This window comes from Parabacteroides sp. HGS0025, from assembly GCF_000969845.1.
Classification (GTDB): Bacteria; Bacteroidota; Bacteroidia; order Bacteroidales; family Tannerellaceae; genus Parabacteroides; species Parabacteroides gordonii.
Genome location: NZ_KQ033903.1, coordinates 255,012 through 273,538 on the forward strand (window position 1 = coordinate 255,012; position 18,527 = coordinate 273,538).

Genomic DNA, 18,527 nt, shown 5'->3' on the forward strand with positions numbered 1-18,527 from the left:
ACCAACTACCCCGTGAGGGCGAACAAGCGGTCAGTATTAATACTAAAGTAATGAAATAAAGTTCTTCTGTTCAACCTCTGTGAAGAGCAAAAACAGACAAAAACAAGCCCCGGTGGATTCGTCCGTCGGGGCTTCGTTGTAGGAAAAAGTGAACTATTTGCTATATCTGTTAAAATCCGAACCCACCATGATCGTCCTCCTCAGCTTCCTTTTCTTTCCCTGTGAGATAGACAAAATCGTCGCCACTTTGAATAATATCGGTGGCAGGAATTTTCTTTTTTAAGGCTTCCGTATCGCCCTTTTCCCGTAGACAGACCAGGGCACGGTAACTTTTCGAAGGTTTATCGGCGATGAACCAGACACCCGTATAGGAGATACCTTCCAGATAATGCATCAACGAAGTGCTCACACCGGATATACCTATCGGGCCACGCAGGAATTTCAGCTTACCGGAATAAGGGGAAAGAGCAGCCAATAGCTCCGGTATCTGCGGGTTATCGTTCCCATCCATCGGCAGATAGTGGCGGATCAGCTCGTCCACCCGGCTCCGGACGGCAGCCGAACCGGAAGGGAAGACCACCGACACATACTTATTTCCGGCCACAGCCTGCAACTGGTAGGGCGACAGGCAATCGATGCATCCCAGGGTATCCGCCCGCTGACAGCGGAACACGTGAAGGGAATAGATACCGAACGCGTCTTCGGGCGTGGGCATATCGTAGATTTCGATGGTATATTCCTGCCCTTCGTAGACGACATCGCGGGCAACCAACCGGCTGACACCGTATTCGAGGAACTGCTCCGCTCCCCCATTCATAAAACCGTAGAGGCCGGAACCGGTAAACGTGCGTTCGCGCTTTACTTCCACTTCCTGCGCCGTCAGCAGAGCCGGGACAAGGAGCAGGAAGATGAGCCATTGTGTGATGTGTTTCATGCCTGCGGGTCTATTTCGATTAGTTCGATACGGTCTTTGTCGGCGATGCCGAGTTGGAACTCCTGCGCCATATCCATGAAGGTGCGTGCGCCGGCTTTCTCTTCTTCCTGCACGCCTTCTTCGATGCGTTTGGCGATCACCATGTCATAGCCGATACGGTCGACGGCCACCGGGTCGGTACCGACAAGGAGCGTATTATAATGGCAGATGAACTGCGGGTTGGCAGCGGGGCCACCGTCGAAACAGCCGATCATGCCGTCGGTGATATTCAGTACCACCTTGTCGCGCAAGGGTGGGAAGGCGCAAACGGAAGCACAGGTGTCGTGCCACATCGGGCCGTGCAGTCGGGCGGTATTGGTGATGGAACCGAAAGCGAGGTTCTTCATGCAGGAAGTGATGGTCGTCCCGGCATTTTTCAGGATGGGGACGTTGATGATCTTGGTGACCATTTCGGTGCATATCCGGGTGAAGTAGGAATGTTTGCCGCCGTTGATCATAAAGGGCATGGTGTAGGCGTCATATTCGCCTTCGAGGTCAACGAAGAAGAATTGGTCTTTGTCGATGCGTTCTTCGCCGTAGAAGCGGCCTTCGGCGTTGATGTAGCTGCCGTTCTCGTCCTGATACTCAGTGCCGATGATCCGGATTCCGGGATAGTTTTCGGGGGTGAAGCCCGATTCTTTGAGGTCGGCTTCGCGGCGATCCCAGATGATGATATGGTCGCGTGAAATGCCGGCTTCCTCAAGCTGGTTGATGATGGATTGCGTGAGGGCGTGTGAAGTGGACAGCAGTTTACCGGCAATGGGGTTGACTTTCAGTCCGATCACATCGTCGGGGGTGACGAATTGCAGCCAGGCTTCCCGCAGGTTATCCTGTCCGGTGAGCTGCTGCATACATTTCTTCAGCATCCCGTAAGTGATTTCTTCGGATGGCTGGCCGTCGACGATGCAGCCGGGATGGGTCGCACGGGCTACTTTGCCGGGGTAACGACCGGGCATGGAGTGCTGGTTACGGGGGATGGCGAGGGCATCCTTTACGTTGGTTGCGGGCTTCTCCTTGGCGGTATGTGCCAGAGGTGCGGCCTTGACGATGGGGGAAAGAGCTGCGCTCACTCCACCGAGGGCTATCGAACGGAAAAAGTTTCTTCTTTGCATGGTATTGAGTTATTAAGTTATTTGGATGCTAAGGTATTGATTTCAATTTATAAAACCTTTACTTTTGCCCTATCATAAATATAACCCAACACAAAATGTTAGAAAAAGGATTACAATTCATCAGTCATGAAACAGTACGGACTGAAAACTATGCAAAGACAATGGGATCGGGCGATCTGGAAGTTTTTGCAACTCCGTCGATGGTTGCACTGATGGAAAATGCCGCCATGTATGCCGTTGCCAACGAGCTGCCTGCCGGATCGACTACCGTCGGTGCCCTCATCAACGTGACGCACACCAAACCATCCGCCCCGGGCGAAACAATCACCGCCTGTGCCACCCTGCAGGAAGTGGACGGTAGAAAGCTTACTTTCTCCGTTACAGCCAGTGATAGCCAGGGGGTGATCGGCGAAGGTACTCACGTCCGTTATATCGTCGACCGGGAGAAGTTCCTGGCGAAGCTGAAGCGGTAAGCTCCTCTCCCCCCGCCTGTACCCGAAAATAGGTATTTTGCCGGGTTAAAATGCCCATTTATAGTGATTTCACATGCTGTTAAATCTCTCTACATTTGCCTTCGTCTTAAAAACGAACAAACAATGAAAATAGAAAAGATTACAGGACGTGAAATCCTCGACTCAAGAGGTAACCCTACCGTAGAAGTAGACATTTTATTGGAATCAGGTGTAATGGGACGGGCTTCCGTTCCTTCCGGCGCATCGACCGGCGAACATGAAGCGCTTGAATTGCGCGACGGTGACAAGAAACGTTATTGCGGTAAAGGGGTACAGAAAGCTGTTGATAATGTTAATAAAATAATCGCTCCGGCTCTTGTCGGCATGTCGGCACTCGACCAGGTCGGTATCGACCAGGCTATGCTGAAGCTGGACGGTACAAAGACCAAATCAAACCTCGGAGCCAATGCCATCCTCGGCGTTTCGCTGGCTGTTGCTAAAGCGGCTGCCAACTATCTGGATATTCCTTTATACAGATATATCGGTGGAACAAACACGTATGTGATGCCTGTCCCGATGATGAATATCATCAATGGCGGTTCACATAGCGATGCACCGATCGCTTTCCAGGAGTTTATGATCCGTCCGGTGGGCGCTTCTTCTTTCAAGGAAGGTTTGCGCATGGGTGCCGAAGTATTCCACGCACTGAAAAAGGTATTGCACGATCGCGGCCTGAGTACGGCTGTCGGTGACGAAGGTGGTTTCGCCCCTGCACTGGAAGGTACCGAAGATGCGCTCAACTCGATCCTCGCCGCTATCAAGGCTGCCGGATACGAACCGGGCAAGGACATCATGATCGGCATGGACTGTGCTGCTTCCGAGTTCTACAAAGACGGTATCTACGACTATACTAAGTTCGAAGGGGACAAAGGCGTTAAACGTACTTCCGACGAACAGGTGGATTACCTGGAAAAACTGATCGACGCTTATCCGATCGACTCTATCGAAGACGGTATGAACGAAAACGACTGGGATGGCTGGAAGAAGCTGACCGATCGTATCGGCGACCGTTGCCAGTTGGTGGGTGACGACTTGTTCGTAACCAACGTCGACTTCCTTTCCAAAGGTATCCAGGAAGGCTGTGCCAACTCTATCCTGATCAAGGTAAACCAGATCGGTTCGCTGACAGAAACACTGAATGCTATCGAAATGGCGCACCGTCACGGCTACACTACCGTAACATCCCACCGTTCAGGTGAAACGGAAGATGCTACCATCGCCGACATCGCTGTTGCCACCAACAGCGGACAGATCAAGACAGGTTCATTGAGCCGTTCCGACCGTATGGCTAAATACAACCAGCTGCTTCGTATTGAAGAGGAACTGGGCGAACGTGCGGTATATGGTTACAACAGATTGAAATAATTAAACAAATATCATAATCGCTAATTTGCAAGCTAAAGCTAATTTTTAGATAAAAGCTTCTCCGTGAGGAGAGGCTTTTACCTTTTTATAGGTAATGGGAACAGGTGATTTTACCTTCTTATGGCGATTGTGCATTTCCCGGAGAATGAAGACCTTTGGAGATAGAATAAACAGTATATCCCAACTATTCATTATGACAATTATAAATAAGACATTCAACGGCCAGCTTACCTTCTGCAAATGTTGCAATACGTATAGCCTGGAATTCGGTAACTTCTTCTTTTGCTTCACGGAAGCGGGCTTCCACAGCTTCAGGAATTACGTGAACAGTATCGATGGCGACTTGTCCGAACAGCGTAACCAGCATTTCGCTTCCAACCGGAAGATCTGTATAAAGGTACAATCCGAAAGCATCTATTTCTGCCTTAACAAGATGGAACTGGCGGAACTGAAAGAACTTCTCTCTGCCAAACGAAACGGGAAGAAAAGCCCTTATCTGGCACAGAACTATTCCTTGAATTAATGGGTCTTAACAACCTTCCATATTGCCCCTTTCAATAATATACCTATCTTTGCAACAAGGTGATGGAGAAGTATAGGAAATATTTGCGGATTGCACTCCCGGCGTTGTTTATCGCATACCTGGGATGTTTGATAGCTTTTACCCACGTTCATATCGTCAACGGGGTAACGATTGTCCATTCGCACCCCTATCATAAAACCGACGACGGACGCCCCGACCATGAACATGGTTATGCGGAATTCCAGTTGCTTCACCAACTATCGACTATCCAAATTAGCGGAGCTGCCTTTGTAGCCTTACTACTGGCAGCTTTCCTGACAGCATTATTCAAAGTATCCTGCCATCCGGTCTATCCGGATTATCTGGTTCCCATACAAGGGAAACCGTCTCTTCGTGCTCCGCCTGTAGCCTGATAAATAAAGACTTTTATTACAAGGATGCCTATCGACTAATAGGAACATCCCTTATTTTTATATTTTTGACCTGGGTCGGAAATATAGAACATCGGGTACTTTATATTTGAAAGTACCTGACCATCAGTCATTATATTACCTATTTATCAGAACAAATCAATATGAATAAGATTATAACACTTATACTATGCCTATGCTGTGCCGTTACGACTACATGGGCCACAGAAGAAGAGAAAATGAACGCATCGGATGCTAACGTATTCGGGCATGTATTGGACAAGGAAACCGGTGAACATCTCCCCTTTATTACCGTTATGCTGAAAGGGACAACCATCGGAACGACTACCGACAACTCCGGCCATTATTTTCTGAAGAACCTGCCGGAAGGCAAGTTCACCCTCAAGTTCAAGTACCTGGGATACAAGACAGTCACCCGGGAAGTCAAACTGGAGAAAGGAAAAACGCAGGAGATCAATGTCGAGATGGAAGAAGACCGCATCGCACTGGACGGGGTGGTCGTTTCGGCCAACCGGAGTGAGACGTCGCGCCGCCTGGCTCCTACACTGGTGAATGTCATCGACTCCAAAGTATTTAATACGACCAGTTCGGTTAATCTGGCGCAGGGTCTGAACTTCCAGCCCGGTGTGCGGGTGGAGACAAACTGCCAGAATTGCGGTTTCCAGCAAGTGCGTATCAATGGGCTCGACGGGCCTTATACGCAGATACTGATCGACTCGCGCCCTATCTTCAGTGCACTGTCGGGCGTGTACGGACTGGAACAGATCCCTGCCAACATGATTGAGCGGGTGGAAGTGATGCGTGGTGGCGGTTCGGCCTTGTTCGGTTCTTCCGCCATTGCCGGGACAATCAATATTATCACAAAAGAACCACTCCGTAACTCAGGTGAACTGACACACACGCTTTCTTCGATCGGGGGAAGCGATGCTTTCGACAATAATACGACACTGAATGCTTCACTGGTTACGGAAAACGGGAAGGCCGGAATGTATATCTTCGGCCAGAACCGCCACCGCTCCGGTTACGATCATGATGGGGACGGTTATACGGAATTACCGAAACTGAAGAACCAGACAGTCGGCTTCCGTTCTTATGTCAAGACCGGCACATACAGCAAACTGACTTTCGAATATCACCACATGAACGAATACCGCCGTGGCGGAAACATGCTCGACCGTCCGCCCCATGAAGCGGATATTGCCGAACAACTGGAACACTCCATCGATGGTGGCGGCCTGAAATTCGACCTTTTCTCAACCGACTACAAACACCGCCTCAGCGTATTCACCTCCGCCCAGAATACCGACCGCGACAGCTATTATGGCACAGGTAAAGACCCGAACGCCTATGGCAAGACAACCGACCTGACCTGGATGACCGGAACCCAATATGCCTACAGCTTCGATAAGTTCCTTTTCATGCCGTCAGACCTGACCGCCGGCCTGGAATATAACTTCGACCATCTGAAAGATGAAATGGTAGGTTACAACCGTTTCACCAACCAGAAGGTACATATCGAAAGTGCTTTCCTGCAAAATGAATGGAAGAATGCCCGGTGGAGCTTCCTGATCGGCGGCCGCCTGGATAAACATAATATGATCGATCATGTGATATTCAGTCCGCGTGCCAACGTACGGTTCAACCCGACGGAGAATATCAATATACGCGCCAGTTATTCGAGCGGTTTCCGTGCCCCGCAAGCGTTCGATGAAGACATGCATATCTCCGCCGTAGGTGGTGAGGTTGCCATGATACAACGGGCGAAGGACCTTTCGGAAGAAAAGTCGCAGAGTTACAGCACATCCGTCGACTTCTATCACCGTTTCAAAAACGGCATCCAGGTAAACTTCCTGGCCGAAGGTTTCTACACTAACCTGAGCGATGTATTCGTGTTGGAAGATATAGGGAAAGACGAACAGGAAAACCTGATCAAAGAACGGCGCAACGGCTCGGGAGCCAAAGTGATGGGACTGACCTTTGAAGGGAAAGCAGTGCTCACCTCTTGGCTATCCCTGCAGGCCGGAGTCACATTGCAACGAAGCCATTATAAGGAAGCGGAGAAATGGAGCCAGGATGAAAACATCCCTGCCGAAAAGAAAATGTTCCGTACGCCTAATACCTACGGATATTTCACCTCCACAGTAACGCCGGTCAAACGTTTCACGGCCTCCCTGTCAGGAACCTATACCGGCAGTATGCTCGTACAGCATTTAGCAGGATATATTCCGGCAGACAAGGCCTTCAAAACACCCGATTTCTTTGATATGAACATAAAGCTGGCTTACGAAATCCCCCTGTACAAAGAAATGAAGCTGGAAGTAAATGCCGGCGTGCAGAATATCTTCGAAGCTTACCAGTCCGACTTCGACCAGGGGCCGAACCGTGATTCCTCTTATATCTACGGCCCGGCTACACCCAGAAGTTACTTCGCCGGGATCAAGATCAGTTACTAAATAAAAAGAGAGAGAAACCGGAAGTCCTTACAGGATCTTTAGTTTCTCTCTCAATAAACAATTTTAGGGAAAACTTAAAACAACCATATCATCAGGCAGATGTCAACCGCTGCTTTTTCCTTGTACAGAAACGTTCGCATTGCATGCAAATATCATATCCAAGTAAGGCTCCCAGAATGAAATCCTCCTCCGGGGTAAGCAAATTCAACGGACGGGTCACCAATAAGCGGATGGCTTCTATGCATTCAGGTCTTCCGAAATAAATATTGACACTTCTCTCTCCTGCGTCCTGTTTTACATAACAAATCTGTTGACTTTCCAAACGGTCGGTAACAACTTGCTCATACGATTTATTGATTGTACACAACACCATGCTCCGTATGCCTTTCTTATATTCATAGATATGATTAAGAAAAACTTTCACCTCTCCGGGTACTCTGTTTCTGGCTGTTACCATCTTGCCTGCTGATATTATCTTAAAAACTACAATTCGGGGATAATTATTCCAACCCTTCTTTCTTTAAAGAGTCGATCCACTGGTCGAGACGCGCGTTGGTCTGATCGTCTTCATTCAGTTCATCCAAAGGAAGTCCGACGAACTGGCCATCGATAACGGCTGTAGAGTCATCGTAGGTGTAGCCGTCTGTCGGCACGGATCCGATAAAGCGGCATCCTGTTCCCTGAAGGTCTGTATAGATTATACCGATCGCGTCACAGAATGTGTCGGCGAAAGAGGAAGAATCGCCGCAACCGAAAATAGCGACTGTCTTACCTGTCAGATCCAGTTTCTTGATCTTTGCCAGGAAATCGTACCAGTCGTCCTGCAAGTCGCCTGCTCCCCAGGTAGAGCTACCCAGTATCAGCACTTCATAAGAAGCCATATCCGCAGGGGAAGCCTTGGCCACATCATACAGATGAGCGTCTTCCACACCTAGTTTCTGAGCGATACGTTTTGCTACACTTTCAGTTGTGCCGGTTGAAGAACCGTAAAAGATACCTATTGTCTTCATTTCTTTTTTTATTTAAATTGATGAAGACAAAGGTCTGATATCCCGGCTACAAAGGCAATACCTATATATATGTATTTTGCAGGCTGAAAATACCTACTGACTAATCGGCTACACGTCCTACCGACTTAATATTCTTGTTTTTAGAAAGCGTCACGCACATCTTCTGAATGTCTTCCACATCATGTACTTTCATCTTGATCTTCCCTTCGAACACTCCGTCTTTGGCTTCGATAAGGAGACGCATAATGTTGACATTGAATTCGTCGGCAATCGTCTTGGTGATCGTGGTCAGTACACCGATCGAGTCGATACCTTTCACCTCGAGGGTTGCTTCGAAAGAAGCATTTTTATGGCTGCTCCATTCCGTATTCAGGATACGCTCGCCGAAGCTGCTCTTCAGACGCATGGCGATCGGGCAGGAACGTTTATGCACAACGACATTGCCGTCGTCGTTGATAAAGCCCAACGCATCGTCACCCGGAATAGGCTTGCAGCATTCGGCAATCACATAGTTACGCTCGAAAGCCTCTTCACGCAGGATATACGGTTTCGACTTATCATATTTGACTTTACCTTTTTCCTCCGGCTTTTCTTCTTCCTGCTTCTTGGAACCGACGCCCAATGCCTGTTTTACATATTTGAAAAGGACGTTATCGGTCTTTTCCTTCAGCAGCTTCTTAATGTTTTCAGGCAGAATGACATCCCCTTTCTCCACAGCATAATAGAACTCTTCCCGTTTGGAAAAGCCGAAATAGATACACAATTTATCCAGGTTGGAAGTACTAGCTTCCATATCCGACCGCTTGAAAGCAGCGATCACCTTCTCCTCTCCCAGCTTGGCCGCATCCTTACGGGCACGCTTCAACACAGCATCGATCTTGGCCCGTGCCTTTGCTGTCGTAACAAAGTTAAGCCATTCCGGTTGCGGTTCCTGCGAGCGGGAAGTCAGTATCTCAACCTGGTCGCCACTTGCCAGCGGATGACTAAGCGGTACCAGACGGTGGTTGACTTTCGCTCCGATACATTTATTTCCTATATTGGTATGCAGGGCATAGGCAAAGTCGAGTGCTGTCGCGCCCTGCGGAAGTGTCTTGATATCCCCTTTTGGTGTAAAGACGAAGATTTCCGAAGTAAACAGATTCAATTTGATCGTATCAAGGAAGTCCAGAGCATTCGGATCAGGGCTTTCGAGGATTTCCGTAATAGTCTGAAGCCATTTATCCAGTTCGGTATCTTCTTCTACGCTATGTTCCTTGTATTTCCAATGAGCGGCAAAACCTTTCTCGGCTATATCGTCCATACGGCGGCTGCGAATCTGTATTTCCACCCATTGCCCGTCAGGCCCCATGACAGTAAGATGCAATGCCTGATAACCATTGGCTTTCGGACGGCTTACCCAGTCGCGGATACGATCCGGACGGATACGGTAAATATCCGTTATGGCTGAATAGATATCCCAACACATATTCTTCTCATCCACACCCGGCAGCGGGTCGAAGATGATACGGACAGCATATAGGTCATAGATGTCTTCGAAAGTAATCCCTTTACTTTCCATCTTGTTCCAGATAGAGTAAGCAGACTTTACACGGGCCTTCATTTCATAATGCAAGCCCATTTCCTTCAGCTTCTTATCAACGGGGACAGCAAAATGGTCGAACAACTTGTTGCGGTTTTCTTCCGTTGCCTGCAACTTTTGCTCGATAAATTCGTATTCATGGGGATGTTCATATTTGAAGCTCAGGTCTTCCAGTTCCGTCTTGATCGTGAAAAGACCCAGACGATGTGCCAGCGGGGCATAAAGATAGAGAGTTTCACCGGCAATCTTGAACTGCTTGGCTGGAAGCATGGAGCCTAAAGTACGCATATTATGCAGACGGTCGGCAATCTTGATCAGGATCACCCGGATATCATCACTCATGGTGAGCAATAACTTACGGAAGTTTTCTGCCTGTGCAGAAGCCTGTTCCCCGAATATTCCTCCGGAAATCTTGGTAAGCCCGTCTACGATCTGAGCGATCTTCGGGCCGAACATATCGCTGATATCCTGTACGGTATATTCGGTATCTTCCACTACGTCATGAAGGAGTGCGGAACAGATAGAGGTCGACCCCAGTCCCATTTCACGGCAAACGATCCGTGCCACTGCAATAGGATGCATGATATAGGGTTCGCCGGAACGGCGTTTTACTCCCGCATGAGCCTGGTTGGCGAAGTTGAACGCTTTGGTGATACGCTCGATCTTTCGTCGATGGTTTGAATTCAGGTAATCCTGCAACAGTTCATTAAACCCATCCTGGATCATCTTCTCGTCTGCCGACATGGCCGGTAACATGTCACCGGCTTCCTTTGTGTCTTTTGTGTCTATCGTATCGTTCATGGTTACAACCTCTTCTTTTTATACAACGTCTGTAACCACAAATATACAAATATTCGTCAAAAATCAACAAGGAAGCCAGGAAAATAGCAAGTTTATCCTACAGGAATCTTTAAAACCTGTCCGGGACGGATATTTGCGTTAGGCAATCCATTCGCCTTCTGGATCAATGTGGCCGTCACTCCCGGATACTTTTTGGATATGGTATACAGGGAATCTCCCGACTTCACGCGATAAGAGATAAAGCCATTGCTCTGCTTTTCAACGATTTCGGATGAAGAAGTTGTCTTTGCAACCGTTTTCGATTTTGTAGCGGAAGCAAAAGTAACCCCGCCGTTATCCACATACAGGGTCAACCGTCGTCCACTGGCCAGTTTATTTGATCTCAGACCGTTCCAGGAACGAACTTCTTTCGGTGTCACTCCATAGCGGTCGGAAATGGTATAGATATTCTCACCCGAAGCTACACGATGCGTAATCTTTTCACGGTTGGAAGAACTTCCTTTATCCGTATCAGTCGTATTATACGCCAGACAACCGGCCAGAAGGTCTTCAGCACGATGGGTATATATCGTATCTTCCTTGTCTATGAAAGCATACGTCTGATTAACCGGAAGTTTTAATACGGAAGGTTCCGCATTTCCGGGAATGATATCGCGTTTGTATTGCGGGTTCAGGGCGCGTACCTGTTCAATATCCATTTGAAGCACTTCAGCCACTTGCTCCAGATGCAATGCTTTTGTTACCACCACCGTATCCGTAGCCAACGGCATGCTGGTTTGCATCGGGCAGATATTATGATCGCAATAATAATTCATAATGTAATTGGCTGCGATAAAAAGAGGCACATACGAACGGGTTTCCTTCGGGAGATAAGGGAAGATATCCCAGAAATCGGTTTTTCCACCCGAACGGCGTATCGCTTTATTCACATTACCCGGGCCACAATTGTAGGAAGCCAGCACCAGGTTCCAGTCGCCATAAATGGCATACATATCTTTAAAGTAACGGCAGGCGGCATGGGTCGCCTTCACCGGATCACGGCGTTCGTCGACCAGGCTGTTGATCTCCAGTCCGTAAATCTTTCCGGTCGGAAGCATGAACTGCCACAGGCCGCAGGCACCGACACGCGAGAGAGCGACCGGATTAAGGGCACTTTCCACAATGGCCAAATACTTTAGTTCGATAGGCAAGTCGTGTTCGTCGAGCACCTGCTCGATGATCGGGAAATAAAAATCCGCCATACCCAGCATATATCGTACGAGGTTACGGCGGCGGTCGGCATATAAATCGATACAATCGCGTACTACCTTATTATAAGGTAAAGAAATAACGCGCGGCAATCTTTCCAGACGTTCCCGGTAGACAGAGTCAGGGAAGTATACATTAGCATCATCGTCATGGCAATATTCGTCTCTCTTGGAGAAATATTGAACGTGCCACGAGCGAAGCAAGCTGTCGACATCAGCATCCAGACTTTCAGGGATCAGGCCCACATCGGCAGATAATGAGTCGGCAGAAAGGTTCGAATACTGAGGTTCTTCATTGTCAGTCAATGTTTCCTGTGCACGGGCAACAGTAAAAAGACAACAGAGACAGAGTAATGTTAGTAAGTATTTCATGTGTTATCAGAATTTTATACTGCAATTCAGGCCATACGACCGTTCGCTGAAACTGGTCTTCGGGGTTACCGCAGGCTCTATCCGCATACTCAGGTCGGGAGAGATATCAAAATCGAACAACTGTGCATCCACATACGCATCGATCATACAGATAGCATAAACGCCAGCTGTAATAATGATACTCAAATCCCTGTACCGACGGAAATAGTCCTTACGGCTCTTTATATTATCCTGCAACCGTGTATTGGTTATAAACTCCGACGGCTCACGCCCGTTCTTCTTGGCAATATCCACCCACGATTTACTCCAGGCATCCGGATTATCCTTGTTATGATCCACATCATACATCAAATCCAGATAAGCTGTCGAATAATCCTTATAGTTACGATTGTTCCAGGTCACCGCATAGATACATCCCATAAAACCGCCATACACGATCGGCAACTTCCAGTATGCCCTGTTATAGATCTGTCCCAAGCCCGGCAGGATGGCAGAAAAAAGAACTGCCTTTGTCGGATTCGGTTTGAACGGCTTCATGTCTATCTCCTTGAACTTGGGTTGTGGCACCGAGTCGGCAGCCTGAAGCACAGCCTGCACTGTCGAATCGGGTGGTGCCACCACTACCGTATCAGCATCGAGTATTACTGCCTGCCCCTGTGCTTTCGTATACAAGGATATCCCGGCAAGTATTACCAGAAGGCATAGTATCCTGCTTATTTTTAATCTCATCCTCACGAATCTACCGTCCACTTATTTCAACTTATCCAACAGGCCGATCAGCCTTTCCAGTTCTTCTTCCGAGGTAAAAGGGATCGTGATACGTCCTTTTCCCTTCTCGTTGCATGCCAATTGTACCTTTGTATTGAAAAAGCGGGACAAATGATCCTTCAGCAGATTAAATTCCTGGGGAAGCATCGGCTGGCGTCCGGCTGTTTTCTCTTTCTTCTCCGGTGCAACAGCTTCCGCCCCGTTTCGTACGATCTCTTCCACATTCCGTACGGAGAGGCCTTCCGCCAGTATCTGTTCATACAAGGCCAACTGCACTTCCGGATCTTCTACCGGCAGCAGGGCACGTGCATGTCCCATATCGATCTTTTTATCTTTCAAACCCATCTGTATCTCTGCCGGAAGTTTCAACAGGCGGAGATAGTTGGCGATAGTAGCGCGTTTCTTCCCTACCCGTTCGCTGAGCTTTTCCTGGGTCAGGCCGTAGCTGTCTATCAACTTCTGATAAGCCAATGCAATTTCTATCGAGTTAAGGTCTTCGCGCTGTATATTCTCGATCAGCGCCATTTCGACTACATTCTCGTCGGCCGCCGTCTTGATATAGGCAGGAATCTGCTCCAAACCGGCCATCAGGGAAGCCCGGTAACGGCGTTCACCGGAGATAATCATATACTTCTCCGTACCGATCTCTTTCAGGGTTATCGGTTGGATAACACCCAGGGAGCGGATAGAAGTAGCCAGTTCTTCCAGTGCTTCTTCCTCAAATATAGAACGGGGTTGATCAGGGTTGGGCTGAATCTTGCTCAATGCTATCTCACTGATAGAAGACGAACCTCCGGTTTTAAGGTCGTCCATCGTGATCAAAGCATCCAATCCACGGCCAAGTGCCGATCTTTTCATTACTGCCATAATTGTTATTATTTATTTTTGTCTATCAGCTCTTGCGCAAGCTGCATGTGATTTAGTGCTCCTTTCGACTCGGCATCGTAAAGTATTACGGGTTTGCCGTAGCTGGAAGCTTCGCTCAATTTCACATTACGCTGAATAACGGTCGTGAAAACAAGGTCACGGAACGGTCGTTTCACTTCTTCGTAAATCTGGTTAGCCAGTCGGAGACGCGAATCGTACATCGTCAGCAGGAATCCTTCGATTTCCAGGGCCGGGTTCAGCTTCGATTTAATAATCTTTATCGTATTCAACAGTTTACTGATACCTTCCAGCGCGAAATACTCGCATTGAACAGGGATCATTACCGAATCGGCTGCGGTCAGTGCGTTCACTGTGATCAGCCCCAAGGAAGGAGAACAGTCGATGAGGATAAAATCATACATATCCTTCAGGGGAACAAGCATCTGTTTGAGGATCTGCTCCCGGTTCTCCATGTTCAGCATTTCAATTTCCGCTCCTACCAGGTCGATATGTGACGGGATAATATCCAGTCCTTCCACCTCGGTCGGGATAATGGCTCCTTTCGGATCGTCTCCGTTCACCAGACATTCGTAGATGGATAGTTCGACACTCCGAATATCCACGCCCAGTCCAGAAGAGGCATTTGCCTGCGGATCTGCATCAACAACCAGCACTTTCTTCTCAAGGGCAGCGAGGGATGCAGCCAGATTTATCGTGGTTGTTGTTTTACCAACTCCACCTTTCTGATTTGCTAAAGCGATAATCTTTCCCATACTTCGTCTTTTAATTCAGTGGCAAAACTAAACATTAAAAACCTAACGAAATCAGGTTTAAGCAAAACAATGCTCGTTTTGTTGAAAAGTCGCCCTAACTGTTGATAACTTGCAAATATAAACAGAATATTTAATAACTTGTTTCAAATGAGGAGTATGTGATAGTTTTTTTGGGAAATGATAACTAAGTTTTAAAAAAACGAAACCTCTCCGGTTGTAACCGGAGAGGTTTGTTTTTTATCTGCTTTCCTCCTTCGCAGGGTACTTGACAGATGAACTTTATTTTATTACTTAATATTTTGTCATTTCACCTGTTCGCCTGTCACAGGTTACTTAATGGCTCTCCCGAAGGAGAACCATTGCATGAAAGACTATTTTTGATTATAAATTTCTTTTATAAATAAGTCGTCATTACTTAACGATTGCTTTAACAGCAGCTTCACCTTCTACAGCTACAACAACTACACCAGCAGGAGCAGCGATTTCAGCCTTATCAGAAGAGATTACTGTGTTAGCAACTGTCTGACCAAGAACGTTGCTGATAGTAACTTTCTTACCCTGTGCACCAGAGATGATTACAGCACCGTCTTTAGCGATTACAGATACTTCAGAAGCAGTTACACCTTCGTTAGCAGTCGGAGTACGAGTTTCGTCTTCGTTCATGTTGAATACGTCGCCGTTAGTCAACTTATTTGTTACAACAACTGTACCGTTAACCCATCTCAGGTAACCTTCATTGCTAGTTTCAATATCTTCAGCAGCCTTACCAGGAGCATATTCTTTGTATTGAGTCTGAATTCTGAATGTACCAGCTTCGTTATCTACATAACGGAAAGCAAATTTAGCAACATTGAAGTTTGCATCATCCATTCTCAGTTTAACAGCTTCACCACCCTTACGAGTAAGGATCAAAGTATCACCTACGTGAATACCTTCTACGAATGACAATTTAGCCAGATTCTCATCAGCTTCAACCATATTGATATACGGATTATTGTGCAGGTGAGTGTCACCATAAACGTTAGCTGTGTCGATCAAGTTGATCAAGAAGCGACCTTTCAAAGCTCTGTGTTCTTTTGCATCAGCGCAAGGGCCACCGTTAGCTTCTCTCCATTCATCAGAGTTATGTTCCTCATTGTAAGGACAGTAGTAAGAATTTTCTTTATCTACGCCTACTGCTAGCAGATACTGATAGCATGTATTTTCACCACGATTCACATAAGCTGTATCAACGAACAAAGCAGGATTTACATCGAACTGATTAACATTATCGATATTCAGAAAGCTCAAAGTTTTTCCATCTACAACAGACTTAGCATCTGCTTTTTCATACACCATCTGAGCATCATTTTCCTGACGATAGATACTGATTGTATCACCCCATGCTTTAGCTACTTTACGATATTCAGGTTCGTCAGCTTTTTCAACTACCATCAAAGAGTTATTATTTAAGCTGTAAAGCTCATTCTTATCCCATGAACCTTTGCTTTCACTGTTTGAAAGGAATACTTTCTTTGCACCAACATTATCCTGAACACCACCATCTTCAGCAATTACATAATTAAATGTATTACCCGGTTTCATCTTCAAAGCAAAACGATCTGCAGCTTTTGCGTCAGTTTTATTATCCTTATCACAGATATAATAGTTCAGTTTATCTTCCTTATAAGTAACATATTCATTGTTTCCATTATTTTGATATGCATACGGAAGAATAGCCAAAGAGTCTTTCTTTGTTGTCATCTTATTATTTGCCCAAACATTCATTGTGCTAACAACAAAGATTGTATCAACTTCATTCTTATCAGCTTTCTTTACTAATTCCAGGTTCCATTTAGTTGCATTTTCTTTTACAACAGTAGCACCAATCTGGTGAGAAGCATTATGATTTTCTGCCCAATAAGAATTCAAATCACCATCAGCTGTAGCACGATACTGACCTAAAAAATAAACAGTGTTGCGCAGAATATTTTCTGTTGCAGTCATATAACCATCAAACATTGTGTGGTTTTCAACGAAAGAAATAGTAATCTGATCACCATCAATATTATCGTTAGCACCTGTAGTTGTAGCTACATAAACACCAGTCTTTGCTGTCTTACGCAACTGAGCAATAGTCAAAGAAACCGTTGTATTTTCACGGTTAACTAATTTAAGACCACCGTCATTAGTCAAAGCCCACTGAGCTTCCGGAGAAGATAATAATACAGTTGATTTAGCTACATAGTCAGCTTCAATAGTACCTGCATTATCTCTAACAGCCAATACGCCATCTACTTTGTACTTATCTGCATCTGCCTCTTTACCTGTTGCAACATAAGAAACATTAATAAACTGACCTTTCAACAGAGTTTTCAGATCTACGATATTATTAGCACCTAAAGTAATCAAAGTCCATTCATCGTCAGCAGGAACAATATTATCAGCTACAGAATAAGTAGTTAAAATATTCTGACCACCAAAGTTAATAACACTTACGCGTACATTAGAACCATAAGCAGTCTGATTCTCCATGGTTTTATCATTAACACCTAAAACAGGTTTAACAACTTCTACAATCAGAGAGTCAGTGTTATTTACATTGTTTGTAATAGCAAAGTTTGCATTGTTTACATGACGTTTATTATATGTTTTTGTAGGCAAACCAGTTGCAGCATCAATTGTAAGCAAATCTGCACCTTTTACAGTAGTAAACTGATAGCCAGCACCCTTCTTTCCATTGAAATTAGAGCTACCATCCTTAGTCAAAGGAATAGTATCCATTACAATGAATGTAGCTGCAGTAAATTTAGCAACTTCATCTTTATCAGTCATATCAATTGTTGCAAAATCAGCTCCGGCAACTTTCAAATAAGTACCAGCAGGAACACTACCTCCAGATACAGTTACAGCCTGGATTTTCTCAGCAGCAGTAAACGGATTTGCATTAATAGCAGGAGTCATTTCTTTGAATTTCAAAGAGAAACCGTCACCATACATTCCGTTTAAATCAGCATCTGCAATTTTAGTATCCTCTGCAATATAGAGAACAAGAGCCGTACCTGCAGATTCAATAGTAAAGGCTGTTGTAGCCAATTTCATCTGGTTAGTATTTGCAGTTGCACCACCATGGAAAGGAATAAGAGTTGCGCCACTTGCTCCTGCAAAATCAACAGATCCAATTAAGTCAAAATAACTAGCAACAGCGCCTGCATCGTCACCTGCAGCAATAGCAACAGTAGAAGTTGCTGTAGGAGTATCAGTAGCTTTAAATTGAATAGACTTACCATTAGACTTATTAGTCAGTTTAAAATAGTTTGCAGTGCTAACTTTAACTACTTCAACTTTAAACAAAGCCTTATCGCCTTCATCTGCAAGACTAGCAGCAGCCACACCTTTAAGAGAGTTATACTTTTTACCTTTTACCGTACTTGAAGCAGTAGCATCTGTATTGGTAATTTCATCCAAAGTCAAATAATAACTTTTATCAGCAAGACCAATGTAATAATACTGATTCAAATCAGCTGCCTCATAAGAAGTAGGATCAGTTAAATCCAAATCCTTCGCATTTGTTTGTGCATTCACATTACTAAACAACGCACCTAACACAAGCAGGCCCGTTGCCATCAACGTAGAAAACTTTTTGTTCATAATTCTAAAATTTAATATTAATACTAAAGTGTAATAAGTTCTTATTCAATACGATCGCTCATTTATATACTTCTATTTCCTCTGACTAGCGAAAACGATCGTTTATTCTCG

The 18,527-nt window shown here is 46.0% G+C and carries 15 protein-coding genes; 5 read left to right on the forward strand and 10 right to left on the reverse strand.

Translation table 11 applies throughout. The annotated features are described in order from the left end of the window. Positions 1-169: 169 nt before the first annotated feature. Entirely contained in the window at positions 170-934 is a 765-nt protein-coding gene (locus HMPREF1212_RS18185) for a DUF6599 family protein (protein ID WP_046150591.1), read from the reverse strand. After that, the gene (locus HMPREF1212_RS18190) at positions 931-2,085 is read right to left on the reverse strand and encodes a DUF362 domain-containing protein (protein WP_028727249.1); all 1,155 of its coding nucleotides are present in this window, start codon (positions 2,083-2,085) and stop codon (positions 931-933) included. Before HMPREF1212_RS18190 ends, HMPREF1212_RS18185 begins: the two co-directional genes overlap by 4 nt. A 95-nt stretch (positions 2,086-2,180) precedes the next feature. On the opposite strand from HMPREF1212_RS18190, the gene HMPREF1212_RS18195 reads away from it, so the two are divergent. The 5 genes from HMPREF1212_RS18195 to HMPREF1212_RS18215 all read left to right on the forward strand — a co-directional run bounded on the left by HMPREF1212_RS18195 (position 2,181) and on the right by HMPREF1212_RS18215 (position 7,369). Further along, positions 2,181-2,558: a thioesterase family protein gene (locus HMPREF1212_RS18195; RefSeq protein WP_028727250.1), complete on the forward strand. Its 378-nt coding sequence runs from the start codon at positions 2,181-2,183 to the stop codon at positions 2,556-2,558. Between the two features lie 123 nt (positions 2,559-2,681). Further along, entirely contained in the window at positions 2,682-3,962 is a 1,281-nt protein-coding gene (eno, locus tag HMPREF1212_RS18200; protein ID WP_028727251.1) for a phosphopyruvate hydratase, read from the forward strand. 193 nt (positions 3,963-4,155) lie between these two features. Continuing rightward, positions 4,156-4,485, forward strand: a complete 330-nt coding sequence (locus HMPREF1212_RS18205; RefSeq protein WP_044191867.1) for a DUF6686 family protein — start codon at positions 4,156-4,158, stop codon at positions 4,483-4,485. A gap of 62 nt (positions 4,486-4,547) precedes the next feature. Beyond that, positions 4,548-4,898: a hypothetical protein gene (locus tag HMPREF1212_RS18210; protein WP_028727253.1), complete on the forward strand. Its 351-nt coding sequence runs from the start codon at positions 4,548-4,550 to the stop codon at positions 4,896-4,898. Between the two features lie 161 nt (positions 4,899-5,059). Then, positions 5,060-7,369: a TonB-dependent receptor gene (locus HMPREF1212_RS18215; protein WP_046150592.1), complete on the forward strand. Its 2,310-nt coding sequence runs from the start codon at positions 5,060-5,062 to the stop codon at positions 7,367-7,369. 91 nt (positions 7,370-7,460) lie between these two features. Here HMPREF1212_RS18215 and HMPREF1212_RS18220 read toward each other — a convergent pair whose 3' ends face one another. The 8 genes from HMPREF1212_RS18220 to HMPREF1212_RS18255 form a co-directional block, all read right to left on the reverse strand. Beyond that, entirely contained in the window at positions 7,461-7,826 is a 366-nt protein-coding gene (locus tag HMPREF1212_RS18220; RefSeq protein ID WP_028727255.1) for a DUF2023 family protein, read from the reverse strand. 43 nt (positions 7,827-7,869) lie between these two features. Next, on the reverse strand, positions 7,870-8,379 hold the full coding sequence (gene fldA, locus HMPREF1212_RS18225) for a flavodoxin FldA (protein WP_028727256.1): 510 nt from the start codon (positions 8,377-8,379) through the stop codon (positions 7,870-7,872). Positions 8,380-8,479: 100 nt separating this feature from the next. Further along, positions 8,480-10,759, reverse strand: coding sequence for a RelA/SpoT family protein (locus tag HMPREF1212_RS18230; protein ID WP_046150593.1), 2,280 nt, complete (start codon positions 10,757-10,759; stop codon positions 8,480-8,482). Positions 10,760-10,851: 92 nt separating this feature from the next. Beyond that, positions 10,852-12,378, reverse strand: a complete 1,527-nt coding sequence (locus tag HMPREF1212_RS18235) for a lytic transglycosylase domain-containing protein (protein ID WP_046150594.1) — start codon at positions 12,376-12,378, stop codon at positions 10,852-10,854. A 6-nt stretch (positions 12,379-12,384) separates the two neighbouring features. Continuing rightward, the gene (locus HMPREF1212_RS18240; protein WP_028727259.1) at positions 12,385-13,107 is read right to left on the reverse strand and encodes a DUF5683 domain-containing protein; all 723 of its coding nucleotides are present in this window, start codon (positions 13,105-13,107) and stop codon (positions 12,385-12,387) included. A 21-nt stretch (positions 13,108-13,128) separates the two neighbouring features. Continuing rightward, positions 13,129-14,013 carry a ParB/RepB/Spo0J family partition protein gene (locus tag HMPREF1212_RS18245; RefSeq protein WP_028727260.1) on the reverse strand — a complete coding sequence of 295 codons (885 nt, stop codon included), beginning with the start codon at positions 14,011-14,013 and terminating at the stop codon, positions 13,129-13,131. An 8-nt stretch (positions 14,014-14,021) separates the two neighbouring features. After that, entirely contained in the window at positions 14,022-14,786 is a 765-nt protein-coding gene (locus tag HMPREF1212_RS18250; protein ID WP_028727261.1) for a ParA family protein, read from the reverse strand. A 411-nt stretch (positions 14,787-15,197) separates the two neighbouring features. Next, on the reverse strand, positions 15,198-18,416 hold the full coding sequence (locus HMPREF1212_RS18255) for a DUF6383 domain-containing protein (RefSeq protein ID WP_157317064.1): 3,219 nt from the start codon (positions 18,414-18,416) through the stop codon (positions 15,198-15,200). Between the last annotated feature and the right edge of the window lie 111 nt (positions 18,417-18,527).

Bases quoted from the DNA above. Each gene is read 5' to 3' on its own strand.
- HMPREF1212_RS18215 (WP_046150592.1), top strand. From the start codon at position 5,060: ATGAATAAGATTATAACACTTATACTATGCCTATGCTGTGCCGTTACG.
- HMPREF1212_RS18205 (WP_044191867.1), top strand. From the start codon at position 4,156: ATGACAATTATAAATAAGACATTCAACGGCCAGCTTACCTTCTGCAAA.
- HMPREF1212_RS18240 (WP_028727259.1), bottom strand. From the start codon at position 13,107: ATGAGATTAAAAATAAGCAGGATACTATGCCTTCTGGTAATACTTGCC.
- HMPREF1212_RS18210 (WP_028727253.1), top strand. From the start codon at position 4,548: ATGGAGAAGTATAGGAAATATTTGCGGATTGCACTCCCGGCGTTGTTT.
- HMPREF1212_RS18220 (WP_028727255.1), bottom strand. From the start codon at position 7,826: ATGGTAACAGCCAGAAACAGAGTACCCGGAGAGGTGAAAGTTTTTCTT.
- HMPREF1212_RS18185 (WP_046150591.1), bottom strand. From the start codon at position 934: ATGAAACACATCACACAATGGCTCATCTTCCTGCTCCTTGTCCCGGCT.
- HMPREF1212_RS18190 (WP_028727249.1), bottom strand. From the start codon at position 2,085: ATGCAAAGAAGAAACTTTTTCCGTTCGATAGCCCTCGGTGGAGTGAGC.
- fldA (WP_028727256.1), bottom strand. From the start codon at position 8,379: ATGAAGACAATAGGTATCTTTTACGGTTCTTCAACCGGCACAACTGAA.
- HMPREF1212_RS18230 (WP_046150593.1), bottom strand. From the start codon at position 10,759: ATGAACGATACGATAGACACAAAAGACACAAAGGAAGCCGGTGACATG.
- eno (WP_028727251.1), top strand. From the start codon at position 2,682: ATGAAAATAGAAAAGATTACAGGACGTGAAATCCTCGACTCAAGAGGT.
- HMPREF1212_RS18235 (WP_046150594.1), bottom strand. From the start codon at position 12,378: ATGAAATACTTACTAACATTACTCTGTCTCTGTTGTCTTTTTACTGTT.
- HMPREF1212_RS18195 (WP_028727250.1), top strand. From the start codon at position 2,181: ATGTTAGAAAAAGGATTACAATTCATCAGTCATGAAACAGTACGGACT.
- HMPREF1212_RS18245 (WP_028727260.1), bottom strand. From the start codon at position 14,013: ATGGCAGTAATGAAAAGATCGGCACTTGGCCGTGGATTGGATGCTTTG.
- HMPREF1212_RS18250 (WP_028727261.1), bottom strand. From the start codon at position 14,786: ATGGGAAAGATTATCGCTTTAGCAAATCAGAAAGGTGGAGTTGGTAAA.
- HMPREF1212_RS18255 (WP_157317064.1), bottom strand. From the start codon at position 18,416: ATGAACAAAAAGTTTTCTACGTTGATGGCAACGGGCCTGCTTGTGTTA.